This window comes from Paenibacillus kribbensis (genome assembly GCF_002240415.1).
Classification (GTDB): Bacteria; Bacillota; Bacilli; order Paenibacillales; family Paenibacillaceae; genus Paenibacillus; species Paenibacillus kribbensis.
This window is the reverse complement of the sequence record NZ_CP020028.1, coordinates 299,686-325,110: the sequence shown is the minus strand read 5'-3', so window position 1 is coordinate 325,110 and position 25,425 is coordinate 299,686. Positions and strand designations below refer to the sequence as shown.

Annotated in this window: 25 protein-coding genes and 1 riboswitch; of the genes, 9 read left to right on the top strand and 16 right to left on the bottom strand. The window is 47.7% G+C overall.

Features of this window, described 5'->3' with window-relative positions; translation table 11 throughout:
• Positions 1-21: 21 nt before the first annotated feature.
• On the bottom strand, positions 22-519 hold the full coding sequence (locus B4V02_RS01425; protein ID WP_094153505.1) for an RrF2 family transcriptional regulator: 498 nt from the start codon (positions 517-519) through the stop codon (positions 22-24).
• A 66-nt stretch (positions 520-585) separates the two neighbouring features.
• Positions 586-3,582, bottom strand: coding sequence for a glycoside hydrolase family 3 C-terminal domain-containing protein (locus B4V02_RS01420; RefSeq protein ID WP_094153504.1), 2,997 nt, complete (start codon positions 3,580-3,582; stop codon positions 586-588).
• A gap of 235 nt (positions 3,583-3,817) precedes the next feature.
• Between B4V02_RS01420 and B4V02_RS01415 the strand changes: the two genes are divergently transcribed.
• From B4V02_RS01415 to B4V02_RS01380, 7 genes are all read left to right on the top strand, one after another.
• Positions 3,818-4,288, top strand: a complete 471-nt coding sequence (locus tag B4V02_RS01415; protein ID WP_007432871.1) for an AbrB/MazE/SpoVT family DNA-binding domain-containing protein — start codon at positions 3,818-3,820, stop codon at positions 4,286-4,288.
• Positions 4,289-4,547: 259 nt separating this feature from the next.
• Complete coding sequence (locus B4V02_RS01410) at positions 4,548-6,497, top strand: anaerobic ribonucleoside triphosphate reductase (RefSeq protein ID WP_094153503.1); 1,950 nt, start codon at positions 4,548-4,550, stop codon at positions 6,495-6,497.
• Positions 6,494-6,991: an anaerobic ribonucleoside-triphosphate reductase activating protein gene (gene nrdG, locus B4V02_RS01405; RefSeq protein ID WP_094153502.1), complete on the top strand. Its 498-nt coding sequence runs from the start codon at positions 6,494-6,496 to the stop codon at positions 6,989-6,991. Before B4V02_RS01410 ends, nrdG begins: the two co-directional genes overlap by 4 nt.
• A 147-nt stretch (positions 6,992-7,138) precedes the next feature.
• Positions 7,139-7,338: riboswitch (cobalamin riboswitch) on the top strand.
• A 162-nt stretch (positions 7,339-7,500) separates the two neighbouring features.
• Positions 7,501-9,819 (top strand): 5-methyltetrahydropteroyltriglutamate--homocysteine S-methyltransferase, encoded by a 2,319-nt coding sequence (metE, locus tag B4V02_RS01400; RefSeq protein WP_094153501.1) that lies wholly within the window; start codon positions 7,501-7,503, stop codon positions 9,817-9,819.
• Between the two features lie 481 nt (positions 9,820-10,300).
• Positions 10,301-10,630, top strand: a complete 330-nt coding sequence (locus tag B4V02_RS01395) for a PadR family transcriptional regulator (protein WP_007432875.1) — start codon at positions 10,301-10,303, stop codon at positions 10,628-10,630.
• 281 nt (positions 10,631-10,911) lie between these two features.
• Entirely contained in the window at positions 10,912-11,631 is a 720-nt protein-coding gene (locus B4V02_RS01385) for a 3-ketoacyl-ACP reductase (RefSeq protein ID WP_007432876.1), read from the top strand.
• Between the two features lie 190 nt (positions 11,632-11,821).
• Positions 11,822-12,259 carry an AbrB/MazE/SpoVT family DNA-binding domain-containing protein gene (locus B4V02_RS01380; protein ID WP_094153500.1) on the top strand — a complete coding sequence of 146 codons (438 nt, stop codon included), beginning with the start codon at positions 11,822-11,824 and terminating at the stop codon, positions 12,257-12,259.
• 71 nt (positions 12,260-12,330) lie between these two features.
• Here B4V02_RS01380 and B4V02_RS01375 read toward each other — a convergent pair whose 3' ends face one another.
• Positions 12,331-12,570, bottom strand: a complete 240-nt coding sequence (locus B4V02_RS01375) for a hypothetical protein (RefSeq protein ID WP_094153499.1) — start codon at positions 12,568-12,570, stop codon at positions 12,331-12,333.
• Positions 12,571-12,596: 26 nt separating this feature from the next.
• Here B4V02_RS01375 and B4V02_RS26055 point away from each other — a divergent pair, with 26 nt between their 5' ends.
• The gene (locus tag B4V02_RS26055; protein ID WP_167383736.1) at positions 12,597-12,758 is read left to right on the top strand and encodes a hypothetical protein; all 162 of its coding nucleotides are present in this window, start codon (positions 12,597-12,599) and stop codon (positions 12,756-12,758) included.
• 25 nt (positions 12,759-12,783) lie between these two features.
• Here B4V02_RS26055 and B4V02_RS01370 read toward each other — a convergent pair whose 3' ends face one another.
• The 11 genes from B4V02_RS01370 to B4V02_RS01315 form a co-directional block, all read right to left on the bottom strand.
• Positions 12,784-13,893, bottom strand: a complete 1,110-nt coding sequence (locus B4V02_RS01370) for a nitric oxide synthase oxygenase (protein ID WP_094153498.1) — start codon at positions 13,891-13,893, stop codon at positions 12,784-12,786.
• 149 nt (positions 13,894-14,042) lie between these two features.
• On the bottom strand, positions 14,043-14,522 hold the full coding sequence (locus tag B4V02_RS01365) for a Dps family protein (RefSeq protein WP_094153497.1): 480 nt from the start codon (positions 14,520-14,522) through the stop codon (positions 14,043-14,045).
• A 394-nt stretch (positions 14,523-14,916) separates the two neighbouring features.
• A complete protein-coding gene (locus B4V02_RS01360) occupies positions 14,917-16,644 on the bottom strand; it encodes an adenine deaminase C-terminal domain-containing protein (protein WP_094153496.1) in 1,728 nt (575 codons plus the stop codon).
• 28 nt (positions 16,645-16,672) lie between these two features.
• The gene (locus tag B4V02_RS01355) at positions 16,673-17,731 is read right to left on the bottom strand and encodes an ABC transporter ATP-binding protein (RefSeq protein WP_007432885.1); all 1,059 of its coding nucleotides are present in this window, start codon (positions 17,729-17,731) and stop codon (positions 16,673-16,675) included.
• A 16-nt stretch (positions 17,732-17,747) separates the two neighbouring features.
• A complete protein-coding gene (locus B4V02_RS01350) occupies positions 17,748-18,536 on the bottom strand; it encodes an ABC transporter permease (protein WP_007432886.1) in 789 nt (262 codons plus the stop codon).
• Positions 18,537-18,542: 6 nt separating this feature from the next.
• Positions 18,543-19,364, bottom strand: coding sequence for an ABC transporter permease (locus B4V02_RS01345; RefSeq protein ID WP_094153495.1), 822 nt, complete (start codon positions 19,362-19,364; stop codon positions 18,543-18,545).
• 27 nt (positions 19,365-19,391) lie between these two features.
• On the bottom strand, positions 19,392-20,321 hold the full coding sequence (locus tag B4V02_RS01340) for a nucleoside hydrolase (RefSeq protein WP_007432888.1): 930 nt from the start codon (positions 20,319-20,321) through the stop codon (positions 19,392-19,394).
• Positions 20,321-21,394: an ABC transporter substrate-binding protein gene (locus tag B4V02_RS01335; protein WP_094153494.1), complete on the bottom strand. Its 1,074-nt coding sequence runs from the start codon at positions 21,392-21,394 to the stop codon at positions 20,321-20,323. The genes B4V02_RS01340 and B4V02_RS01335 overlap by 1 nt, the downstream gene beginning before the upstream one ends.
• Before the next feature lie 175 nt (positions 21,395-21,569).
• Positions 21,570-21,914: a hypothetical protein gene (locus tag B4V02_RS01330; protein ID WP_007432890.1), complete on the bottom strand. Its 345-nt coding sequence runs from the start codon at positions 21,912-21,914 to the stop codon at positions 21,570-21,572.
• Positions 21,915-22,506: 592 nt separating this feature from the next.
• Positions 22,507-22,803: a WXG100 family type VII secretion target gene (locus tag B4V02_RS01320; protein ID WP_007432891.1), complete on the bottom strand. Its 297-nt coding sequence runs from the start codon at positions 22,801-22,803 to the stop codon at positions 22,507-22,509.
• A 41-nt stretch (positions 22,804-22,844) separates the two neighbouring features.
• On the bottom strand, positions 22,845-24,287 hold the full coding sequence (locus tag B4V02_RS01315) for a lipase family protein (protein ID WP_094153493.1): 1,443 nt from the start codon (positions 24,285-24,287) through the stop codon (positions 22,845-22,847).
• A gap of 80 nt (positions 24,288-24,367) precedes the next feature.
• Between B4V02_RS01315 and B4V02_RS01310 the strand changes: the two genes are divergently transcribed.
• On the top strand, positions 24,368-24,715 hold the full coding sequence (locus B4V02_RS01310; protein ID WP_094153492.1) for a hypothetical protein: 348 nt from the start codon (positions 24,368-24,370) through the stop codon (positions 24,713-24,715).
• Positions 24,716-24,997: 282 nt separating this feature from the next.
• On the opposite strand, the gene B4V02_RS26050 is transcribed toward B4V02_RS01310, so the two are convergent.
• On the bottom strand, positions 24,998-25,144 hold the full coding sequence (locus tag B4V02_RS26050; protein WP_167383735.1) for a hypothetical protein: 147 nt from the start codon (positions 25,142-25,144) through the stop codon (positions 24,998-25,000).
• A gap of 28 nt (positions 25,145-25,172) precedes the next feature.
• A complete protein-coding gene (locus B4V02_RS01305) occupies positions 25,173-25,376 on the bottom strand; it encodes a hypothetical protein (RefSeq protein WP_244188433.1) in 204 nt (67 codons plus the stop codon).
• Between the last annotated feature and the right edge of the window lie 49 nt (positions 25,377-25,425).

The window sequence follows — 25,425 nt, the reverse complement described above, 5'->3', positions numbered from 1 at the left end:
ATCATTTTGAATAAAAATGTGCTATTCACTTTTGGAAGATGCCTCGTTATCCTTGCCTTCATTATGGCTGCAGCTGCCCACTGCAAGTGTTGTACGCTTGGCGAGTGAAGCCAGTGTATGAGACTCCCATACCTCCAGCATACGGCGTTCGCTCTCGGCTAATATTTCAGATACAGCGATCGCCAGCTCCCCACAAAAAGGGTTCGTCTCCGGTTCATGCATCATACCCGGGAAAATCGGATCACCTATTTCAATGGCGTGATATATATCCGCGAGTGTAATATGGTCTGCCGAACGGGTCAGCACATAGCCTCCCTCACGGCCCTCGCGTGCTGCGATTAATTCTGCCTGTACAAGTCGCGTCAGCACCCTGCGTACCAGGGTTACTTCACAGTCAATGGAGCGGGCAATCGATCCGCTGGCACAGAGCTCTCCATGCTTTTCCAAATAGACAAGCGCCTTTACCGCCACCCCAAGCCATCTGGGCGTTGCGGTGCGTAGTCTTTTTTCACTATTCAAATGAAATGACACCCCTAAGCTGTAGAAACTTCGATGAATGCATTGTACGTGAAGTCAGAAGTAAGTTCAAGCCTGCGGACCAGAATCTCCTATAGAACAGCAAGCGTCCAAAATAAAATGACTTAACCGCACCTCCCCACTCAACCACAGGTACACATCATGTACGCCCGAGATTGGACACAGCGCTTCGGCGAGCGTCATCCATGCTTGCGCTCCTCCTGTATTGCCCACGTTCATACAGGCCACTGCTTCGCTATCCGGCGTATCCAAACTCAGCTCAATAACTGCGTCGCTGCTATTGCCTGACACGCGGCATTGAAATTCAGCCGTGCTCGCCGTCCCCCATTCCACGCCGTGAAAAGCGATCCAGCCAGGATACTGAGGTGAATACGGACGTACACAGGCCTCCGTTTGCTCCTTGCTTTCATCCAGCAGAATATTGGCACAATCATCAAAGTTCTCAGCGCGAATGCTCCGTCCGGCTTGACGGGGTGGAATGACTTCACCTCGAACGTTCACAGGATGCTCCAGCCGGATATCCGTTGAAGAAGCGCCTGCCAGCAGGGTGTATTCGCCAGCTTCAACGCAATAGCGATCCCGTGTAACATCCCAGATTGCCCAATCCTTCACTTGAATCGTAAAAGCAATCGTTCGCGTCTCCCCCGGCTCTAAGCGGACACGTTGAAATCCGCACAAGGTCTTCAACGGCCGCTTGACCCGCGAAGCTCCAGGCCGTACATATAGCTGTACAACCTCCTCGCCGGCAGCTACGCCCCGATGGGTCACATCCACCCACACCTGAAGAGTATCCGTGGCATCCAGTGCAGCAATGGAGCTTACATTGCCCGCTCCATCCTCTGTAGCCGCCCATTCGCTTGCACCAGACGCTTGGGCATTTGTGCGCAGCTTGCTATATTCAAATGGCGAGTATGTCAGCCCGTGACCGAACGCGTACAAGGGTTCACCTTCATAATACTGATAGGTACGGCCGCCACGAATAATATCATAATCTTTGATGTCGCCCAATTGCTCCTCGCTCTGATACCATGTCATGTTCAACCGACCCGCGGGCGCATAATCACCGAATAGGACATCGGCTACTGCCGTACCATGCTCTTGACCCGCATGAGACGTGTATACGATCGCAGGGATATGCTCCTGAACCCAGGGAATGGCAAACGGGTAGCTGCCTGTCAAAACCACAATCGTATTCGGATTGACACGGTACACCTCCTCGATAAGCCGCTGCTGGGAAGCTGCCAGCTCCAAGCCTGGGCGGTCATTCTCTTCTTTGCCGTTAATGAGCGGGTGATTGCCAACAAATACAATCGCTGTATCTGCCGCTTGCGCAGCGGCTATCGCCTCCGCTAAACCATCCGACACCGTTTCTACCTGGAACGTCGCATGGCCCTGCCCTGAGGCCGTTGAGACTGTCGAGGCGTTACCTGCTACAGCGTTGGGAACGGAGCTTGTGGTCTCCACTGCCTTTAATGAGCCCTCCGCCCCAGCTACCACAGGCTTGCCGTTCCATGTCGTCCACACACACTTCCCTTTTTCAACAGGAGTCAGTCCGAACACTTCTTTAACATACCAGCCATAGGCCTCTTCAGCTGTCACACGAAGCGTTTCTTCATCGCTCGTCATATAAGCACCCAGATGCTCATCGGCTAACGTCACGCTTCCATAGCCCCAATCCGTCATGGTTAATACCGTCGGCTCTCCATCATGGGACAGCCGCATTTCGCCGGAAGGATCGACTGTAAGCTTCGCCCCGTCAGCCGCCGCCGTTAGGACCACACGATCCTTGGCATCGCGGTACATGACGCGTTCCTTCGTGTCCTCGCTTTCCAGCTTGGCGCGAATCGCTTCCAGAGGTGTCACCCGATAAGGCAATGTACCGGAATACCAGTCGCGGTACACCTCATTGCCGAGCGTACCGATCACGGCTACCTTGCCACATTGCGCAGGGTCCAGCGGCAAGAGCCCGCGCTCATTTTTGAGCAGCACGACCTGCTCCCTTGCCGCACGCAGCGACAATTCACGGGCTTGCTCCGTCATTAGATGCTCTTCCCCGATCAATGCATAGGGATTGTCTGCCGCCGGATCAAACTCTCCCAAACGGAATCGGACACGGAACGTATGGAATAGTGCCCGATCCAGATCTGCCTCCTCCAGCGTTCCTTGCGCCAACGCCTCACGGATGGCCTGCTTGGAAAGCTCCGCATCATCTGTTATGCTGTCAATTCCCGCTCGAATGGATTCGGCTACACCCGGCGTATGAGAGTCATAATACTGGTGGTCGTTGGCAATCCCCATGACGTCACCCGCATCACTAACGACAAAGCCATCCATCCCCCATTCGCCCCTGACAATATCGTTAACCCCATGATATAACGTCGCAGGCGTTCCATTAATCAGGTTATAGGAGGTCATCATGGACTGGGCTCCACCTTCCGTAAAAGGCTTTTCGAAGGCCCTCAGATAATATTCTCTCAGGTTCCGCGGATCTATGCTGGAAGAGCCACTTCCCCGATCCACTTCATTATTGTTGCCCAGGAAATGCTTTAACGTCGCAACCGCCTTCAAATAGACCGGATGATCGCCCTGTATTCCCTTAACTAGCTCCTTCGATAGCTCCCCTGTCAAATACGGGTCCTCGCCATAGGCTTCCTCGTTCCGTCCCCATCTTGGGTCACGCTCCATATCCACCGTAGGTGCCCACAGGGTCAGGCCGTTTAACTTCGGATCACGGCGGTAATAGACACGTGCCTCATCTCCGATCACAGAGCCAATCTGCCGCATCAATTCCGTATCCCATGTACACGCCAATCCTACGGGCTGAGGAAATGAAGTCGCCTCACCCAGCCAGGCTATACCGTGTGCCGCTTCCGTACCGTGCTTGTACGCCGCGACTCCCAAACGATCAATGGCAGGCTGATATTGCAGCATGGATTCAATCTTTTCCTCCAAGGTTAGCCGGGACACTAAATCTCGTACACGCTCATCCAGATGAATCTTCGGATCTTGAAATAAATATTCGATATCCGTTGTTTCATGACTCATATCCGTCATCTCCTTATCCCATTCAAAATATGATGAAAAGGCCTACATGAAAGCGTTTCAATCTATCATAGCGAAAAAGGAGAAGCCCGGCAACAATTCCGAAATCCTCCTAATATTGGATGAAAAAGAAGCCATAGCAAAAAAACAAAAAAAGTTATTTTCCCCTGCAATATTCAAAGCAAAAAATGATATTTTTTGGTATAATCAGGATATATCGCGAAAGGAGGAAGCAAGGATGAAAAATACCGGAATGACACGGCCTCTGGACCAATTGGGGCGAATTGTACTTCCTAAGGAAATGCGCACCACGATGGATATCAATATTGGTGATTCGCTTGAGTTTTTCGTAAATGAAGAAGGATTTGTGTTAAGAAAGTATACCGGAGTCTCCTGCAAATTTTGCGGCACAGTTGATCATTTAACTTATTTTCGAGACAGCTTTATTTGCGCAGACTGCATCCAGGTATTAAAGACAGAGGAAAATGTACATGCCACCAGCACCGATGCCATCCATGCTCAAGAACATGTCAAACCGATCCAAACCAATACAACCTGGCGGCCTAAGCAATCCAGAGTGCAACAGGGTGAAATGGTAAAAAAGCTCCGCAAGCTGATTCAGGAACATCCAAACCTGCCACAAAAAGTTTATGCCGAAATGCTCGATATTTCCCAGGGCCGGGTGTCTCAGCTAAAAAAGTTGCTCTAGACCCACAATTCTATATTTTTTTTCATCACGTATTCCATAGTCAGGTATAGAGTAAAGAGCGTATCTACAGATGTGTTCTTTACTCTATGCCTGACTTTTTTTGTGCTCCGCGCCTCCACATGGATGTGACAATAGTCACATACTCTCGTAACATCCCTATATACAATATATAGATCGAAACAATTACTTAGAACACAATATCATCAATATGTTGTTTTTGTGAAAATAATATATATTTTACTATATGGAGGGTTTTACGATGAAAGTGCTGGAGGAACATCAATTATACGATATCGGCGAGCGGGTCATAGGGGCACAAGATCTGGACATGCTGCGCGAGAATGCAAACCTGAACGGAGAATCATTCAGCGGCAAAATGAGCAAGCTCGGCTCCGAGTATGCCAAATGGTATGCGCGCTTGCGTGTGCTTCCGCCTGAACTGACGAACGCCATTGACCACGGATATGTATATGTTCACGATTTGGACCAATATGCGCTCGGAACTACGAATTGTATCTTTATCCCTTTTGGTCGTTTGCTGCAAGACGGCTTTAATACAGGCAATGGCTCTGTGCGCACACCGCAAACGATCATGTCCGCTATGGCACTGGTCGCTATCATATTCCAGTCCCAGCAAAACAGCCAATTCGGGGGAGTCTCCGCCAATAAAATAGATTGGGACCTTGCTCCTTATGTTGCCCGGTCCTTCCGCAAGCACTTGCGTAAGGGACTCCGGCTGTTTGAGGAAGAGATTATGCCTGCGCTGTCTGAGGATGAACTACATATAGCCAATACCCAATTGCAGGCAATCTGCCCTCGTTCCTATGCATTTGCATGCGAAGAAACGAAAACAGAGACCCGGCAGGCCGCTGAATCGCTCATTCATAACCTGAACACCATGAGCAGTCGGGCGGGGGGACAAATTCCGTTCACTTCACTGAATTACGGGATGTGTACTTCTGCTGAAGGACGGCTTGTCTCGCAATCGCTGCTGGAAGCCACGATTCGCGGCCTGGGCAGCGGGGAAACTCCTATTTTTCCACAGCATATTTTCCAATGTAAAAAAGGAGTCAATCAAGCAGAGGGCGATATCAACTACGATCTGTTCTTAAAGGCTGTAGAATGCTCCAGCAAACGGATGTATCCCAATTTTGTAAATGTGGATGCTACCTTCAACCTGCCCTTTTACCGCGCAGATGACCCGGATACCATCATTGCAACGATGGGCTGCCGTACCCGCACCATTGCTGACCGTTTCGGCAGAAACCGTCAAAGCGGCAAGGGGAATCTCTCGTTTAATACCATTAATCTGGTGCGTCTCGGCATTGAATATGGCATTTGCACAGGCAAGCGCAAGCTGCCTGACCGGGATGGCTTTGATGCCAAACTGGAAGAGGTTATGCGCATTGCTGTGGATGGACTCATGCATCGCTATCATATCCAAACCAGCCAGCCTGCCAAAGCGTCAGACTTTATGATGCGCGAAGGCGTATGGGAAGGTGGAGATAAGCTGGAGCCGAATGAACAAGTGGGAAGCGTGCTCAAGCACGGTACGCTGTCGCTCGGATTTATCGGGTTAGCCGAATGCATGAAGGCACTGTATGGCAAGCATCACGGAGAGGATGACGCTGTATACCGTGAGGCTCAGCGAGTCATCACTTCCATGCGCGTGTATTGCGACCGGATGAGTGAACATTACAACCTGAACATTACATTGTTCGCTACACCTGCCGAAGGCTTGTCCGGCAAGTTCACACTGCTGGACCAACGTGATTTTGGAATTATTCCCGAGGTGAATGATCGAGAATACTACACGAATTCTTTCCATATACCTGTGTATTACACGCTGCCAGCTGCCCGTAAAATCAGTTTGGAGGCTCCGTTCCATAATCTGTGCAACGCTGGCGCGATTTCGTACATCGAACTGGACGGCAATGCGCGGAATAACCCGGATGCGTTTCTTAAAATTGTGCAGTACGCACTTGGTCAGAACATCGGCTACTTCTCCATCAACCATCCGGTAGACCGCTGCACGGACTGCGGCTATGAAGGAATTATCGGGACAAGCTGTCCCCAATGTGGCACAGACGAGGAACACACGCACTTTCAACGTTTGCGTCGGGTAACCGGATATCTGACAGGTGATTATACCGTTCGCTTCAATGCTGCCAAGCAAGCCGAAGTTCGCGACCGGGTGAAGCATAAGTGAATTTGTGCGGCTATATTCCGGAATCTCTGAACGAAGGGTACGGCCTGCGCACCGTCGTGTTCATTAGTGGCTGCCGCCATGCCTGTCCCGGCTGCTTCAATCCGGCGTCGTGGAACTTCCGCGCAGGTGAGCCATTCACGCCCGAACGACAACAGGAAGTCATCCGTGACATCATGGACAATCCGTTGTTGGACGGACTGACTCTCTGCGGAGGAGACCCGTTTTTCTCCGCGCAGGAATGCTCGCAATTTGTACGTGACTTCCGCGCAGCCTGTCCTGATCGAAACGTGTGGGCTTATACGGGTTTTGTCTATGAGGATTTGCTCGCAGATCAGGCTCGACGGGAGCTGGCGCTGCTATGCGATGTAATTGTGGATGGACCTTTTGTAGAGCAACAAAAGGACCTGACTCTCCGCTTCCGGGGCAGTCGCAATCAGCGTCTGGTGGATGTAAAAGCCAGTATTCAGGCAGGTCATGCCGTTTCATTAGCTTGAGATCATTTTGTACTCTGCCAAATGTTATATCCTAAGACAAGTCCCCCACTATAGGGAAGGCTTGTCTTTTTTCTATTGCGCATCCCGTCAGTTTCACTTATGATGATGAACAAGTATACGAGTGCATAAATATTCGTCATACCTTAATTGCATAGCTTGGAGATAGGTGTCTGTTCTATTCAGTTCAGACTTAAAAGGGAAGCCGGTGCAAATCCGGCACGGTCCCGCCACTGTATACGGGGAATTTTCAGCTATTCATATATCCACTGGTTCACACACAGACCGGGAAGGATTGCTGAAAATCATGATCCGTGAGTCAGGAGACCTGCCTATTTCAACAACATCGCAAGTACCTACGGGAGATAGGGAGGTGTTAAGAGCAGTCGCCGTATTTTTGATTTTTCTAATCACGGAGGCATTCTTTCCCCTACTCATTTTTAAGCCTGGGGGATGGAATGCCTTTTTTGGTACGTAAAAATAAACTGGTTGCCAGCTAGGAGGAAAAGCACATGTCTATTAACGAACGGCCTGCATTGTCCGACTTGATTAGCAGTAATCTGGGTTATCCCCGTATCGGCGGAAACCGGGAATGGAAGAAAGCACTGGAACGCTTTTGGAACGGCAGTATAGACGAAAGCGAACTGCATAGTGAGATGAAAAGATTGCGTCTGGAGCATCTGAGCAAGCAGCAAGACAAGGGAATTGACCTCATTCCTGTCGGAGACTTCTCTTATTACGATCACATGCTTGATACATCCGTAATGTTTGGCCTGGTGCCAGAACGTTTCAACTATCGGCCCGCAGGCCCGGTTCCTCTATCTGTTTATTTCGGGATCGCTCGTGGGCAAAAGGGGGCTACCGCCAGTGAAATGACCAAATGGCTGAATACCAATTACCACTACATCGTGCCCGAATTGGCAAATGCAGCCCCGGTACTCACCGAAAACAAACCCTTGCAGGCTTATCGTGAGGCCAAGCAGGAGCTGGGCATTGAAGGCAAGCCGGTCCTCATCGGTCCTTATTCATTCGTGGCCCTGTCCAAAGGCTATGACCGTAAAGATCTAGCCACAATTGTACGAAGCTTCCTGCCGTTGTATACCCGTGTCCTGTCTGAGCTAGCAGCGGAAGGTGTTCAGTGGGTTCAGATCGATGAACCTGTCCTGACCACCTTATTCCCGGCTGAGGATTTGGACATTATTCAGGAAGCCTATGAGACTTTGACCCAAGCGGCACCAGCCTTAAACATTATGCTGCAAACCTACTTTGGCAGCCTGGAGCATTATAAACACCTGTCCACCCTTCCGGTACAGGGTTTGGGTCTTGATTTTGTGCATGATGATGGCGAAAATCTTCAGCATGTACTGCAGCATGGCTTTCCTGCAGGGAAAACGCTGGGCGCTGGAGTCGTTGACGGACGCAACATATGGCGCAGTGATCTGAAGGCCGTAGCTGCGCTGCTCAGTCAGCTGGCGGAACAGACAAGCCCCACACAGCTGATCGTACAGCCGTCATGCAGCCTGCTGCACGTGCCGGTCAGTCTGGAAGCAGAGCAAAAGCTGGACATAGAGCTGGTGCATGCGCTGGCCTTTGCCGATGAAAAGCTCGAGGAAATCGCTGCTCTGACAGCTGCACTTGGCGAGCGCAATCCATCCGCTCTTGCGCAGGTTGAACAAAGCGCAGATGCGGTAGCCCGCTTCAACAGCTCAGCGGCACGTGTACAGACGGCTACCGATATGGCCGCACTGCTGGCCAAAGAGCCTCAGTCACGCAGCGTTCCTTTCGCCCAGCGTCGTGCGATTCAGCAGGATAAGCTGAAGCTGCCTCCACTGCCTACAACGACCATCGGCAGCTTCCCGCAAACCGCCGAGATTCGCAAAGCTCGTCTGCAATATCGCAAAGGAGAATGGTCTGCCGAGCAGTACCGGACATTCATCCAGCAGCAAATCAAGGAATGGATTGATATTCAAGAGGAAATTGGCATTGACGTGCTTGTACACGGGGAATTTGAACGAACAGACATGGTTGAATTTTTTGGCGAGAAGCTAAAAGGCTTTGCTTTTACGCAAAACGGTTGGGTGCAATCCTACGGCTCCCGATGCGTCAAACCGCCGATTATATACGGGGACGTTTTGTTCGATCAACCCATGACTGTGGAAGAAACAGCCTTCGCTCAATCCTTGACTTCCAAACCTGTTAAAGGGATGCTTACAGGCCCTGTGACCATTTTAAACTGGTCCTTCGAACGTAATGATATTCCGCGCAGCCAGGTTGCTTTGCAGCTAGCGCTGGCATTGCGGGCAGAGGTAGAGGCACTGGAACAAGCGGGCATAGGCATGATTCAGGTCGATGAGCCCGCAATTCGCGAAGGACTTCCGCTGAAAAAAGAGCAACAACAAGCGTATCTGGACTGGGCGGTTCAAGCCTTCCTTGTGACCACAGCCACCGTTGAGCCTGCGACCCAAATCCATACACACATGTGCTATTCCGAATTTCAGCATATGATCCAGTCCATCTCCGATATGGATGCCGACGTTATATCTATTGAAACCTCGCGAAGCCACGGAGAACTGATTGTCAGCTTTGAGGATCAGGTATACGACAAAGGCATCGGCCTAGGGGTGTATGATATCCATAGCCCGCGCATTCCCGATGTGGCCGAAATGCTAAGTATGATCCAGCGTGCTCTGCGCGTCCTGCCATCAGATTTGTTCTGGGTTAATCCGGACTGTGGCCTGAAAACCCGCACCAAGGAGGAATCTATCGCCGCATTACGGCAAATGGTGCTGGCCGCTCAAGCCGCCCGGGATGCGTTGGCTGTATCCAATTGATTTTTGTACATTTTCGTACCACCGCTATTATTCTCACAATATTCCATTCCCCTTTCCGGTCCTTTCAGCTAAAGTCCGGAAGGGGGATGGTTCCCACTCCAGCCTTCCCTCCCTCTCATAAAAAGAGATCTTTAACTCTGTCGAATACTTTGCAATCTATCATTTTAATAAATGAAATTAAAGGAACGTTCTATTTGCACATTTAAGCAACATTCGAGATATTTCTAAATAGAACTACTTTCTTCTACAACATTCGCTAATTATTGAGCCCTGGAAGGGCGAAAACCAGTCATTTTTCACGAAAGATTTACTTAATAAAAATTTAATACCTTGCATTAATCAGTACATGATGTTAAATTATACCTGACTACTGTTCCATGATTAGTACCTTGAAAAATTAAGACAAACACACACGTTTCTTCCCCTTATTCCGAACGACATCTATGAATCATCAATAACATCCAGGAAGGGAGCACCGCTCGTGAATGTGAACATCCAATTCAAAAAAGGGGTGCTTGAACTGTGCGTTCTGGTCCTAATTGGTCGCAAGGACCGATATGGCTACGAATTGGCTCAAGCCGTTTCCCGTCATATCGAAGTAGCCGAAGGGGCTTTATATCCACTGCTTCGCCGTCTGGTATCAGAGGGATACTGCACAACCTATTTACAGGCATCGACTGAGGGACCCCCCCGTAAATATTATCGTCTGACCGATACAGGCAACCACTATACGACAATACTTACACGGGAATGGAATGATTTTGTCCATCATGTCGCAAGCCTACTGGAGGAAGGAAACAACAGCTATTAACAAGAAATGGACCACGGTAGATATACACTCGGGTAATGTAACACTTCAAAATGCCTTCGCACAAAATACATCCATCACCGCTAGTTCAGGCAATGCCGAAATTACTAACCTTCAAAATACCCACCTGTCGCAAAATAAACATCCGGCAATTTTACAGCCAATCAGGTTAAGCAGGCTTCCTCATTGGAGGCGAGGTTTGGTTCAAGGAACTTATACTTGTATAATGTAACTATGTACTCAAATGCACAGACCGTTATGTATTCTATTAAGGAGGAGACTGGATGGAACTTAAAAATAAAACAGCTATTATTACGGGGGCCAGCAAAGGAATTGGCAAAGCAATTGCCGAAACCTTGGCCAAGGAAGGCGTTAATCTGGGTTTAATTTCACGCACATTGGCTGATCTGCAAAAATTGCAGGATTCGCTGAGTAGTACATACGGCGTGAAGGTGGTAAGCGCTGCTGCAGATATATCGGATCGCGCACAGGCTGCTGCTGCTGTAGCTTCGCTGGAGCACGAGTTGGGCGCTGTCGATATTTTGATCAACAACGCAGGAATCGCTACCTTCGGTACAGTCGCGGATATGGACCCTGAAGAGTGGGAGCGTATTATTCGCGTCAATTTGTTAGGGACCTATTATGTTACACACGCGGCTCTCCCAAGCATGCTGGCACAACAGAGCGGAAATATTATCAACATTTCCTCTACAGCAGGAGAACGGGGCTTTGCAACAGGCTCGGCGTATTGCGCATCCAAGTTCGCTTTGATGGGCTTCACGGAAGCACTGATGCAGGAAGTTCGCAAATCCAACATTCGCGTTACCGCGCTGACCCCAAGCACCGTCAATACAGAATTGGCGGCAAACGCAGGCTTGCCTATTGGCGACGAAGACCGCATGCTTCAGCCGCAGGATTTGGCCGATTTGACATTGGCCGCATTGAAGCTGCCTTCGCGGGTTCAATTAAAAGTAGCCGGTATTTGGACAACCAACCCACAGTAATTCGACACGACATCTTAGATTCATTGGCTGTATCATGCTCCGGTAGTAGGCGTAACTGTACGTCATGCCGGAGCTTTTTTTAAGCATAGTCCACCAAAACAAACTGCAATATAAGCGCTTTGTACTTCCAGCATACATAACATACCATTTTCGCAACCACAAGCGCATTTCATGAAAGGGGAAAAAAATGATGAAAAACACTGGAATGACACGACCTTTAGACCATTTGGGCCGTATTGTGCTACCCAAGGAGCTACGCAATTCCATGAATATTAATATTGGTGATGCTCTCGATTTTTTTATTACTCCGGAGGGCTTGATGATTCGCAAGTATACGGGGGTTTCTTGTTATTTTTGTAGTGCCGTAGATAACTTGAGCTATTTCAGAGACCACCTCATATGTCATAGTTGTATTGAAGCCCTGAAAAGCGGCAATCCTTCCAGTCATTCGCATGAAGCCCATCCTGCCCCTCCCAAGAAGAGAAGGAATTACAGAAATCAGAATGAACTCCTGAATAAATTAAAACAGCTCATACAGGAGCACCCTGATGTATCTCAAAAAGAATTAGCTGAAATGCTCGAACTGTCTCAGGGACGTGTATCACAGCTTAAAAAACTTCTGCCTTGAATGGCTCTTATCGTCCCCCGTTTGGTCCTGTCACACAAAAAAAGAGCTGCGAGCTCTAGGGGTGATCATTCTCATGCAATGACAGATTGTTCTATAACCGGGACCCAATAGGCCAGCAAGGACTCGTCTATTACGGCAGATATAAACGCTGCTTCGATTTCAGGCATCAGTCTAAGCGCATAGTTCCATGCATTTTCTTCAATATGCAGTACAAGCCGTTGCCGGGTCCCTATCTCACTCTCTTGCTCCAGCACATCGGGGAGATTCACGAGCACAGCATCAGCAGCGTGTCCTATCTCATGGGCAAGCATAACCGTAAGTTACAAAGGAGGATACCATGTCAGAGGATTATTACGTAGGCTGGGGAACGCTCGCCCTCATTAATGCTGGCTTGGCACAGTCCAAAAATCGGAGTAGGCTAAATTGGTTCCTGCTCTCGCTGTTGATCGGCCCGCTAGCCACACTATTTATCGTTGTATGGGATAAACTGGAGCCCTAGTCCGGGTTTATTTGTAGCTATTCCGTTATCCGGAGTGAAAAGGGCAGCCTTGCGGCTTCGCTTGAACTCCAAAATTCGGCTTCACATGCCGGTTATCGTAAGAGCTGTGAAAAATATGCGTTGTCGCCGGGGATAACGGCGGGATCAGCCATGTCCAATCACCTGTCAGCTCACGCCCAGCCTTGGCTTCCCGTTCCTCAAACAGCCGGAATTGTGCCGCTGCGGTATGGTGGTCCACAATGCTGACTCCTGCTTTTTTAAAAGAATGCAGCACGGCAATATTCAATTCCACCAGCGCCCGATCGCGCCACAGCGTTGTTTCGCTGGTAGTATCCAGCCCCATCAGCTCAGCCACCTGTGGCAGCATGTTATAGCGGAAGGTATCCGCAAAATTGCGGGCACCGATTTCTGTTCCCATATACCAGCCGTTAAACGGAGCCGCAGTATAGACGATACCGCCAATCTCCAGCGTCATGTCCGCAATCATAGGTACCGCATACCAACGCAACCCCAGTGAGGCCAAATCCGAAAGCTCCGGATGCTCAATGGCTACCTCCAGCACCAGATGCTTGGGAATCTCAAATAGCTTGGGCGGCTGTCCACCCGCTTCCACAACCAGTGGCAAAATATCAAAAGGAGTCATGGCTCCCTGCCATCCCATATCTCTACAAGCCTTGGTAAAATCCAGCGAGATCGGGTCCCCGATCACCCCTTCTTCGGTTTCATAGCCGGCATAACGGATAAGCTGATGATTCCAGATGCGAATATTCGGCAACCCTGGTTTGGATGCGCGAAATACAGTCAGCGTCGGCTTGATTTTACCGCCATTCGTCCCTATGCGTATATGCTCCAACAACTCGTTTGCCACTTCCTCTGCATCTGACACGTTACGAGCATCCCTCACCAAAAGCTTGTCCCAAAACAAGCGCCCGATGCAACGATTGCTATTGCGCCAAGCCATGAGTGCCCCGTGCTCCAGCTCTTCAAACGTGTGATCATACATTCCAGTAGTCTCTATATCTTGACGAATACTAAGAAGCCGGGCTTCCGCTTCATCGCGGCTTCTGCCCAGCTCCTCATAACATGTATATATAAACTGCTCCGCTTCATGCAAAAGCTGTTGGTTCACTTCCATAGCATACACCCCATCCCGGTAGCTCTATGATTCATGAGCCTGTGGTTTTCCACGTCTTCTCGTCATTATACTCCAGTGGCAGACTGGAACCAACGGGATGTGTGCTTGTTCACCTGATCTCCATATCCGTGGAAATTTATCCCAATCCCTTATCCCAAATACGCACTGAGCATCCAGATATGTTTATCTACCGCTTCTCTCAAACCATTAAGAAGATCCTCAGTCGCTTTATCATGTGCCACATCCGCCGCTTCCATACCGTTAGCCAGTTCACCAGTAATGGTTTTGAAATCGGCAACAACGGACTTTACCATATCCTCGGCTGTTTGCTCACCTGTAGACTCCTGAATAGCCGACAATTGCAAATGCTCCTTCAAGGTAGCAGCCGGACGGCCACCAATGGCCAGCAGACGTTCAGCAATCGTATCCAGATTGGCTGTCGCTTCATTATAAAGCTCCTCAAATTTAGCATGCAATGTGAAGAAGTTAGGACCTTTTACGTACCAGTGAAAATAATGCAGCTTCGTGTACAACACGGACCAGGTAGCTACCTGACGGTTCAATGCCTTATGCAAATCTTGAATAGCCTCTTGTGTAGGTTGTGCGTTCGTATGATTTAGTGTACTCATGTTAAAATCCCCTCTCGTTATCATTTAAAATATAGTTGGTGTAAAGCTTGGATGCTCGTTAACAGTAGTGTCTGATTTTCTTCTAAATCCCATGCGTGAATCCAATAAATATTCATCAATTAATTTAGACTTAATCTAAATCCTGTTTTAATTATAACACGGTATCGATGTTTTTCAAGACTTTATTCGTGTTTAATCATGAAGATTATATGAAGTTCCAATTCGTTTAAAATTCACTGGTTTTTCGCTTCATTTAGTGATTGCATGGCAAACTCTACCGGTACATCTTCACCTGGATCGCCTAGAAAACTAAAAAAGAGAAACCCTGGCCTTCACAAAGACCGGGTTTCTCGACAAGCTGGAGAGCCGACCCACATGGGGGTCGGCTCAACTATTATTCTTGTATTTTGGAAGGTTCCACGATTAAAGGTACAACCTTGCCTGCGTTGACATCAATCAGGCCGTGATCGGTAATTTTCAAGGCCGGGCTGACCGGCAGAGAATGCGTGCTCAGCGACATGATTGGATTGTAATGGCGGTAGCCCAGTGACAGCATGGCTGAACGCAGCTCCTTCACTTGGGCCGCAACCATTTCCAGCGGTCCTTCTGTTAAAATCCCGCCTACGGTTAACGGCAAATGGGAAAGCACCTTGCCATTTTCAACTACACAAAAGCCGCCTTGGCTGGAAAGAACCGTCTTCGCGGCCAATACCATATCCTGCTTGTTATGCCCTACAACCAACAGGTTATGGTTATCGTGCGAATAGGTGGTTGCCACCGCGCCCCGTTTAATCGTATCTCCCCCGATCAAACCGTAGGCACGGTTGCCGTTTTTGCCATACCGTTCAAACGTAGCGATAAGTCCGTGCTCACCATGTTCCCATATCAACTCACCCTGCTCCACTTGGATAGGTGCAATCTGCTCGCTTGTAAAGGTCGATCCATCCTTGACCATCATGATACGGCATTGATGCGTTCCATCAGCTACATCCATCTCTACAGTAAAATCCTGCTCCGTGAGCGGCTCCAGCTTGACACTTTGATAAAAATGGTCAGGGAAGCGGTGTTGCATCAATCCCTGATGGTATTCCTCGAATTTATCAAATACCTTGTTCCCGTCCTTATAGACTTGGTCCACATCAAACTGGCCAAGATCGGACAGCAATACAAAATCAGCTATTTTTCCCGGTGCAATCGTTCCACGATCATGCATGCGCATTCGTCCCGCCGGAGTAAAGGTAGCCGCATAAATGGCGTCCTCAGGCTTCATCCCCATCCGGATCGCTTTACCTACAATATGATTCAGATGTCCTCGCTCCACGAAGGAGTCCGGCATCACATCATCTGTTACGAAGCAAAAATGCTGTGCCACATCTTCCTGGATCAGGTAATCCATCACCTCAGGAGTCATGGATTTTTCCTGAATCTCAATAAACATCCCTGCGGCCATCCGTGCCTTCATACCTTCAATGCTTTGATGCGTATGGTCCGAACCAATTCCCGCATAGATCAACTGATGCAGGTCCAAATCCAACAGCTTCGGAGTATGACCTTCAATAATCAGCTCCGGGTAATGCTCACGAACATGGCGTAAGATGCGATTCGTTTTGCTGTCCGGGTTACGGATCACATCCACATAGTTCATAATCTCACCCAGGCAAATCATCTCGCCGGTTTGCAGCAGCGCATCAATCTCAGGAATATCTATCTCGCCCCCTGAGGTTTCGAGCGGCGTTGCCGGGACAGAGCTTGGAATACTGTAAAACATATCAGCCACGCAATCCTTGCTGGCTTCCATCATTTCCTGAATTCCTTCCAGTCCAAAAACATTCGCCATTTCGTGTGGCTCCGGTACAATCGTCGTCACACCGTTGCGAATGAGTCCATAGGAAAAAGTGGCTGGTGTCACCATCGTACTTTCAATGTGCAAATGAATGTCGATCAAGCCGGGAATCATATATTTCCCGTGCCCCTCCACAATTTCAGCAACCTCGAAAGACTCCAGACCACGCTGACCAATATACATAAACTTGCCGTCAAGTATAGCAACGTTGCCTACTTCAAACGTCTTATAATAACTGTTATACACCTTAACTTGTAAAATCATTTTGTCTGCACGCATGATGTATCTCCTTCATGGAACCCGCTGATTATTGGACCAGCACCATTTTATCTGCCGGAAAATGCAGAGTAACCCGTTGACCACTGAGGTAAGGCGTATCCATTTCCTGATTGGCGGTAAAGCTTCCCTTCGCCGTTTCTACCACATATTGATAGCTGCGTCCCAGGTACGTACTTACCTTAATGATGCCCGGAAGCTCATTTTCCCCCGTCTCATTGCCTTCTGTACGAATGACCAAATCATCCGGGCGAATAGCACCCTGACGAGCACCCGGTTGAGCTGTACCCTGATTACGAGCAACGCTGAACGATAGATCTCCTGTATGGAGTCGAATATGATCTCCTTCTTCAATACGTTCGTCAAAGGCCAGAAAATTATTAAATCCGATAAAACGGGCAACAAATTCGGTCGTTGGATATTTAAAAATGGTCGACGGCGCATCCAGTTGCTCGATATTCCCCTTATTCATAATCGCAACCTGGTCAGAGATCGAAAAACATTCCTCCTGATCGTGCGATACATATACGGTAGTAATCCCCAATTCCTGTTGAATACGGCGGATTTCTACACGCATATTCACACGCAGGTTAGCATCCAGGTTGCTCAGCGGTTCGTCAAACAGCAGCAGGTCGGGTTCAATCACAAGTGCCCGGGCAATCGCGACACGTTGACGTTGCCCTCCTGACAATTCACCGGGGAAGCGCTTTTCGAAGCCCCCCAGACTGACCGTTTCCAGCATATTCATCACACGGCGTTTTACATCATCTTCCTTTACCTTGCGCAAGCGCAGTCCAAAGGCAACATTATCAAAAACAGATAAATGCGGAAAGAGTGCATAGCTTTGGAATACAAAACCGAAATTCCGTTTGTTGACCGGAACCCGAGTATAATCCTTATCCCCAAACAAAAATGTTCCTTGTTTAGCTTCGAGAAATCCTGCAATGAGACGCAGCGTAGTCGTTTTGCCACAACCACTCGGTCCGAGCAACGAAAGCAGTTGCCCCCGTTCGAGCTGCAAATCGAAATCCTGCAAGATCAGTTGGTTGTCATAAGCGACCGATACGCGATCCAGAGTAAGCAGTGCCATTAGGTTAAAGCCTCCATTACCTTTTAGTGAAGTAAGACAATCCCATCAGTCGTTCGATCAAGAACATAAGGATACCGGTCAAAATCATCAGCATAACTGAAATGGCTGCAATCGTCGGGTCAAAATAATTTTCGACGTAGGTCAGCATTTGAATAGGCAGAGTGCTGAAGCCCGGTCCTGTCATGAAGACGGAAATGTCGACATTGTTGAATGATTCCAGAAAGGCAATCAGGATAGCCGCAATAATACCTGAACGGATGTTAGGCAGAACCACCTTGAAAAAGGTTTCTAGCCGTCCAGCTCCCAAACTGAGCGCTGCTTCCTCAATCGCAAAATCAAAGTTAGACAAGCTGGAGGCAATGACCCGTATAATGAACGGCAGCATAATCACTGTATGTCCGATTAAAAGTCCGGCGTATACCGGCAAATGATACACAATGATCAGATAGCGCAGCAGGGTAAAGCCAAGAACAATGCCCGGTATGAGCAGCGGGGATAGGAATAGAGCATTCAGCGCATCCTTCCCGCGAAATGAAAAACGACTAAGCGCATAAGCAGCAGGCATACCAATCAGCAACGCCATGATGTTACCCAACAAAGAGACGACAATCGACGTTTTGAACGTGGACATGAACAAGTCCACCTCAAAAATGTTCTCATACCAGCGCAAGGAGAAGCCCTGCGGCGGAAATTTTAATACCGTGCCCGGCTCGAAAGAAGTGACCGATATGATCAACAGCGGACCGAGCAGAAAGATGAAGACCAGCAGGCTAAAGAAGCCTAGTCCGTAATGTTTCTCCCGCATATCCACCTACCCCTTCGGATTGAGTTTATGGGCCGTCTTATTTAAGAGACCGACCACGATAAATGTAATGACAATCATAATAGTTGCAATAACGGAGGCTAAAAACCAGTCGTTCAGCGTCATCGCGTTCTGATACAAAAATGTAGCGATAACTCGCTGCTTGCCACCAAGCAATGCTGGTGTCGTATAGGCAGTCAGGCTGCCAACGAAAACAAGAATGCTTCCGATGATCAGACCCGGCACTGACAGCGGAAATACAATTTTACGAAATGCGCTGAACCTTGAAGCTCCGAGGCTCTGAGCAGCATGAACGAGATCACCGTCGATATTTTCAAGTACACCGATCAGTGAAATAATCATCAGCGGCAAAAACAAATGAACCAGACCAATAATCATCGCCGCCGGGGTGTACAAAATATTCAATGGCTCGTCCACGATTTCCAAACCGAGGAGCACGTTATTTAACAAACCTTTGCGGCCCAAAATGACCATCCAGCTGAATGACCTCACCACTGGGCTCGTCAACAAGGGAAAGATAGCCAGCGCCAGTAAAATTCCTTTACGACGCGGAGCCTTTTGCGAGATATAATAAGCTGTTGGGAAGCCCATCAACACACACACAAGTGTCGTAACAACACTAACTTCCAGCGTAGTCAGCAATATTTTCAGAAAATAAGGGTCCTTGAAGAAATGGAGATAGCCTTCTAGGGTGAAAGAGCTGTTCTGTACGAAGGTCGAACCGATCGTCAGCACAATCGGAATGACCATGAACACCGCCAGAAAGAGCAGACCTGGCAGCAGCAGCCAATACAAGTATGTTTTCTTCATGGGTAGCTCCTTGCGGTTATCAAAATATTATTCCTTGTTCAGCACCTGGATAAATAATTCCAGAAAAGCTTCGCTATCCACCTGCTCGCACACATTCATGTTGGGTCTATGATTGAGACGGTTCTGCACATCGCCCACCGTTTGTCCATCACACAAGCGGCTGGAGGTTTCCACGTCGACATACAGCAGCGAGGTTTCTACCAGCCTCGAATCCAGCGCGACGCCCACGGCAAGCGGATCATGAAGCGCACATGCTTTTACCCCGTTGCGTTCCTCATATCGTTTGGTGTAGACGGCTGTGCTTTCAGCCACATAGTTGCGAATGGCCGGATCGGTCAGGCGGGCAATATGATCCGCTGTTAGCAGCGCTTTCCGTGTTACATCCAGTCCAACCTGTACCAGCCGTTTAAATCCGGCATGAAATACGATCCGCGCCGCTTCAGGGTCGGCATACATGTTGTATTCGGCCACAGGCGTAATATTGCCGCAGCCGTGAATAACACCGCCCATAAAAACAACTTGATCGACGCGTTCCGTCAGCTCGGGGCACTTCAGCAACGCCAGCGCCAGATTGGTGAGCGGACCGGTGCAAATGAGCGTCACTTCTCCCGGAAGAGCCATCACTGTGTCAATGATGATATCTGGAGCAAAACCTTCGGACTCCGATATGGCCGGGATCACTTTACTCAATGCGCCCCCGATCCCGTCTTCTCCATGTACACGGTGCTCATGCAGCCCTTTACGTATTAACGGTGCCTCTGCCCCCCGATAAACCGGAATATCCGGTCTATCCAAAAGGTCGAGGATTTTGCATGTGTTCAATGTTGCTTGTTTCAGCGAAACATTGCCACACACCGTAGTAATCGCCTGGATATCCAGCTGACCACTTTTAGCTGCCAGTAAAATACCTAACGCATCATCAATACCTGTATCTACATCTAATATGACTTTTTTCATTATTGTGCAACTTCCCGGTTCCAGCGGTCTGTCCAAGCCTTCATATGGTCGTTAACGAATTTCATATCCAGCTTGGTCAGCTTGTTCACCACATCTGTACCGTACGTAATTCCTTCTGTATCAGCACCGGACAGTACCACCTGCGTGTTCACCGGAGAATCCACTTTCGCCTTGGCAGACTTCTCTTGAACTTCCTTACTCAGCTGCCAGTTGATAAATTCCTCAGCCAGCTCCTTTTGGTCGGAGCCTTTCACTACATTAATCGTGTTCATTACTGCATAAGCACCTTCACTTGGAGCTACAAATTTCGCCCCTGGCACAGCTGCCTGCAAATCTTTGAAGTACATTTCCATAATCGGCCCGCCTGCGATTTCCTGCTGGCTGAACATGTTGACGAACTCGGATGTTTTACTATAAAACTTAACGATATTCGGGCTCAGCTCTTTCAGCTTCCCGAAAGCTTGATCTTCATTAAACTCCTTACTACCCGCTACCTTGGAGGCTGCATCTACCATCATCGGTCCAGCTGTTGCTGTAATGTTCGGCAATGTCACGTTTCCTTTAAACTCACTGCCCCACAGATCAGCCCAAGAGGTTACATTCTTTTTCACCAATTCCGGGTTGTAGGCAATACCGAGACGGCCCACCGTATAAGCAGGGCCATAATCCTCGCCCAGCGGTGCTTTTGCAATATCATAGATTTGATTCAAGTTTGGCACCTTGCTGCGATCCAGCTTTTCAAACAGCCCCTGTTGAATCCCTTGTTGCGCATAATAATCAGACAGATAGATCAGATCGACATCCGTACTTCCTTGACTGATTTTATTCAACCGCTCTGCGTTATTTCCAATTTCCACGACAATATCCACGTTATGTTCTTTTTCAAAGGGCTCGTATACTTCTTTATTGAAAAAGTCTTCGGAAAAGCCCCACGTGGAAATGACCAGCTTCTTTTTCCCATCAGCTGAGCTGCTTTTTCCATCTGTCTGACCGCCAGTAGCATTGCTGCCGCAACCTGCCAGTACCACAGATGCCAAGGTCACAGCCACGAATCCTTTAAACCATTTTTTCATTAGAAACTCCCCCTGTTTGTTAATTTCTCACACCTAATGACACAAAAAAGAAAAGTACTCTTGTAAAACAAGAATACTTTTCTTCGTAAACAAAGAATAAGTTGATCCCGCTGCGCGTTATAACAGGTTCTCCCCTCAGATAGATCCGAAGCGAAAAGCCGAATATCCAATTGTATTAGGATTCCTTCAGTATGATGTTCGTGATTGCCCACTGCGTTGCTGAATCGTAATCGCGCAGTAGAGCTTCAATATCGAGCCCCATATCCTCAACCAGCTTTTCGCGAAGTCTTTTTTTATACAGCATGGACATTCGGAAATCCACTTCCAGCTTCAAGCCGGGGGCTTCCACTTCCAATGCCGCCGAGCGTGGAGAACGCCGGTGCTTCGCCACAAAGGAAACTATGTTGTTCTCAACGGTGGCCCGCAACAGCGTGGTCCCGAAGCCGAACAGTTCCTTCGAAACTTCATTGTAAATCTGGCACATCCGCTTCTTGCTTTCGTTACTGTCGAGCAGCGTCATGAACCCACCCTCATCAGCATATTACGTACAATCAATCTTTCAACACGATAGATTATACATAAATATAGGATAAATAGCAATCATAATCCCTGATTCAATAACATATGATGCGAAAAAGCGAACAATATGTCGAACTTTGTAGAGGTTTAGAATATTTTCGCGTTTTTTGGTCTGAGATATCATAACCACCTTTTTCGTCTCCATTCCGGGAGAATAATTTTTCTCTTCTACTATATATGTAGTTTGAATACGTCATTTCTTCCAAGCACATTTAACCGTACTCCGCTGGAATCCCCCCACACGGTGTACGGTTTATTTTATAATATGTAGCTAACTGCGCTGGACTGGAGACTTTTTATGAAAAAACTGATTGAATCAATGAGGATACTACAAGGGCAGCCGGCCACAGCAGCATAAAATTCGCTATAATATACGCCTTCTTAAAGGCATAACGATGATAAAAATACCAACAGCTCCATGAAATGAATACTCCTAACGGGTAGCTCATCAGGATATAGACAAAAATATAGCTGATCATGTGATCTCCGGCTGTCGGTGCATCAAAGGAAAATACAGCTATTGCGGTTACCTATCACCATTGAGCAGCACGTTTGCGTTTCTCTTCCCGTCGATCAGCTTCTTCCATTTTGCGAATATAACGTTTCAACTGCTCTTTATGCTCGTCCAATTCTTGTATTCGTACAGTTGTTCCCTGGAGAAATGCCTCCATTTTACGTGTTAATTCAGCAGCCGATTCGCCCCGCCAGTCTTGCAGACGACCATAAATATTTCTCATCTGCTGCTCTTGATGCTGAAGTCTTTGCTTGAGCTGCTCGCACTGCTGTACAGCCCTCCGCAGATCCCCCAGGCTCAAAGATATTCTGCTCATCTCTTTTGCCTCCTGTTGTGTTCTTCCAGTTGATGATCTATTTACTGATCCACCATCGTAAATTCCTGGCCCTTGCGATCTATATACTCCGCGATCTCCGTAATTGATTCCTGGTACCAGCGATTAATCCGATCCAACGTCGCCGTTGCACTATACGCAATCGGGGTCAAAGACTGACTTTCACTGGTGCCGATATGAGCCTGAAACAACTGGATGGATGCTCGGGTATCGCTGGAAAACCCATGCAAGCTGGAACGCATCTGATTGGCGGCATGCTTTAGCTCCTCGGGTGTTAATTGAATTGTTCCTCCATTTTTGTTGCCCACAAAATAAGCCCCGCGTTGCCCTGCTCCCATGATATTCACTCCCAATGCAGTAGCAGCAAGATGCCCGAAAGCACCCATTTGACCACCGTAGTGTTCAACCAAATCGCCCATAACTTCCTTAAATTTTGCCTCGGCCGCAAGCCTTTGCTCGTATGCCTGTAATCGTGGGTTGCCCTCTACCAGTTGTCCGTCCATCGTGTACAATGGATTGCTGATATTTCCATCTGCATTAAATGAAAAATAATCCATGCTATGTGTTGTTTCTCCCATTATCGAATTATAGAACTTTGTAATGGGATCTTGTTGCATCATAGGCAGCGTAATCGGGACGTAAACAATGTGAGACCATTTGGGTCCCAAAAAAAAGTCGGCCCACTTATTTTCTCTTTTGATCGGTAACGAAACAGGAATAGTAAATTTGGCTTCATTAGCGGTTTTATAATCATTATTTATAAAGTAGGTTGTACCCACATGCGGCTTTGCATCCTTAGCTCCCGAACCGATGGTATCTTTCGGATTGACATAAGCGACATTCGTCTTTTGAAAATCTCCGTTTTTCACCTTCTTTTGAAGATCATCCGGTAACAAATGTACAATGCTTGGTGCATTATAACTGACCGAGGACAGCCCGTTCCGTACCGCAACATATTCCGCCTCCGCTCCTCCCAGAGAATGACCTGTGGTAGATATTTCAGCAGAAGGATATTGCTTCTTCACTACATCATACAGATTTTGAGCTTGTGTAAATTGATTATTCTGGTACTGTGCCTCATATTGATGAAATGCACTTTGCACTTGTGGCGGGAGTTTGTCCACCTCTCCCTTGTTATTTTCATAATATTGATGGACTTCCTCCAACGTTTTAGCACGACCACCAACGACATCGTTAATATCGGTCCCCCAGTCCATCGCCACACTCCACTTTGGACGATCAGGCGGCTCAGTACCTCTATAACCTATAATCACCTGATCGGTTTTTTCGTTATAAAAAACCGTCGCATCAAAACCTGAGCCATTAGTGTCATGCAGCATGGCCCCTTCAGGTTCAATAATCTTCCAGTCGGGAACAACCCTGCTTTTTGAGTCTTTAGCAGTCAACTCCCGGTCATATATTCTATCCGCAATGGTCCAATATGTTTTATCGCTAATAAAAGTCAAATCATTCCCACCTTGTCTATTATGTAAATATATTATAGAGTTATGAAAAAAGGTGATTACCAGAAAAGGAGAATTGTAACTTGAACAGAAAAACCCCACTAATTCTGGCACTTATTTTAATGGTTATGTACTTAGGAGGCTGTTCCAACTTGTCTAACAACGAAAAAAAAGAATTAGTAGATGTCGCTACTCCTATCGGCGTGAAATTTATCAAAGAACACTATGATGCCGATTTCATATTAAAGGATTATGTTGTAGATGATCCGGCCGTCCACTCAAGGATATATCTGTATGGATACATTAAAGGTCACGAAGACAGCAAAATTACGATTTACTATAACTATAAAACGAAAGAAGTCATCGATGTCTCCGGGCCGGATTGGTTTATCGACAGTGAGGTTCCCAAATACAAGGCCCCTTCTTCCTAAGAAGGGTTTTTTATAAAAAAATCCATTTTTTAAAATAGGTTATTGCCGATAGTAAAGTCTAATTTTTCCCATATTAAGAAGTAGTATTATTATAGTGCATCCTATTTACGAGGGATATAGCCGAGAGGAAAAATAAGTATAAAGTCATTGGAGACAGTATATCTGGTCATAGTACATAGTTTCCGTAAAATAGGTCTTTGTAACCGTATGTTAGTAGAAGATTGCACAGATAAACGCAGAAAAGGCTCCTGAGGAGCCTCTTCCAGTTGTCACAAGACACATTTACCGTTTTTCACTTTTGGTATTATGCTGATTTACATAAATAAAAGGATATTCGCCTCTGCTTATTTTACGTTTCCATTCTTGAATTATATCTTCCTGGGTTGGCGGTTGCTCATTCACGACTGCTCCAGTAGTTACTTTAGCCATAACTAATTACCTCTCACGATGGATTTAATTATTGCGTCTTTATTTTTTCTCCAGTCATTTTGATGTTACCATCCATTTCTACCAGACTCGTTTTACATTTTAAACCGATGGCATCTTTCGCTGTGACTTGTATTGTGTTACCCGCATTGAACATCAGGTTTCCATCGGCTTTTACACGGATGTCTTTCTTGCTCCGCAATTCGATCCCATGGTCGTCCAGCAGCCGAATCACTACTTCATCATTATTCCCGGTGATTAAAATTTCATTTTTCCACTTTATA

Excerpts from the sequence above, each read along its gene's own strand:
- B4V02_RS01420 (WP_094153504.1), bottom strand. The coding sequence starts at position 3,582 with ATGAGTCATGAAACAACGGATATCGAATATTTATTTCAAGATCCGAAG.
- B4V02_RS01415 (WP_007432871.1), top strand. The coding sequence starts at position 3,818 with ATGAAAAATACCGGAATGACACGGCCTCTGGACCAATTGGGGCGAATT.
- B4V02_RS01410 (WP_094153503.1), top strand. The coding sequence starts at position 4,548 with ATGAAAGTGCTGGAGGAACATCAATTATACGATATCGGCGAGCGGGTC.
- metE (WP_094153501.1), top strand. The coding sequence starts at position 7,501 with ATGTCTATTAACGAACGGCCTGCATTGTCCGACTTGATTAGCAGTAAT.
- B4V02_RS01385 (WP_007432876.1), top strand. The coding sequence starts at position 10,912 with ATGGAACTTAAAAATAAAACAGCTATTATTACGGGGGCCAGCAAAGGA.
- B4V02_RS01380 (WP_094153500.1), top strand. The coding sequence starts at position 11,822 with ATGAAAAACACTGGAATGACACGACCTTTAGACCATTTGGGCCGTATT.
- B4V02_RS01375 (WP_094153499.1), bottom strand. The coding sequence starts at position 12,570 with ATGCTTGCCCATGAGATAGGACACGCTGCTGATGCTGTGCTCGTGAAT.
- B4V02_RS26055 (WP_167383736.1), top strand. The coding sequence starts at position 12,597 with ATGTCAGAGGATTATTACGTAGGCTGGGGAACGCTCGCCCTCATTAAT.
- B4V02_RS01370 (WP_094153498.1), bottom strand. The coding sequence starts at position 13,893 with ATGGAAGTGAACCAACAGCTTTTGCATGAAGCGGAGCAGTTTATATAT.
- B4V02_RS01365 (WP_094153497.1), bottom strand. The coding sequence starts at position 14,522 with ATGAGTACACTAAATCATACGAACGCACAACCTACACAAGAGGCTATT.
- B4V02_RS01360 (WP_094153496.1), bottom strand. The coding sequence starts at position 16,644 with ATGCGTGCAGACAAAATGATTTTACAAGTTAAGGTGTATAACAGTTAT.
- B4V02_RS01355 (WP_007432885.1), bottom strand. The coding sequence starts at position 17,731 with ATGGCACTGCTTACTCTGGATCGCGTATCGGTCGCTTATGACAACCAA.
- B4V02_RS01350 (WP_007432886.1), bottom strand. The coding sequence starts at position 18,536 with ATGCGGGAGAAACATTACGGACTAGGCTTCTTTAGCCTGCTGGTCTTC.
- B4V02_RS01345 (WP_094153495.1), bottom strand. The coding sequence starts at position 19,364 with ATGAAGAAAACATACTTGTATTGGCTGCTGCTGCCAGGTCTGCTCTTT.
- B4V02_RS01340 (WP_007432888.1), bottom strand. The coding sequence starts at position 20,321 with ATGAAAAAAGTCATATTAGATGTAGATACAGGTATTGATGATGCGTTA.
- B4V02_RS01335 (WP_094153494.1), bottom strand. The coding sequence starts at position 21,394 with ATGAAAAAATGGTTTAAAGGATTCGTGGCTGTGACCTTGGCATCTGTG.
- B4V02_RS01330 (WP_007432890.1), bottom strand. The coding sequence starts at position 21,914 with ATGACGCTGCTCGACAGTAACGAAAGCAAGAAGCGGATGTGCCAGATT.
- B4V02_RS01320 (WP_007432891.1), bottom strand. The coding sequence starts at position 22,803 with ATGAGCAGAATATCTTTGAGCCTGGGGGATCTGCGGAGGGCTGTACAG.
- B4V02_RS26050 (WP_167383735.1), bottom strand. The coding sequence starts at position 25,144 with ATGGCTAAAGTAACTACTGGAGCAGTCGTGAATGAGCAACCGCCAACC.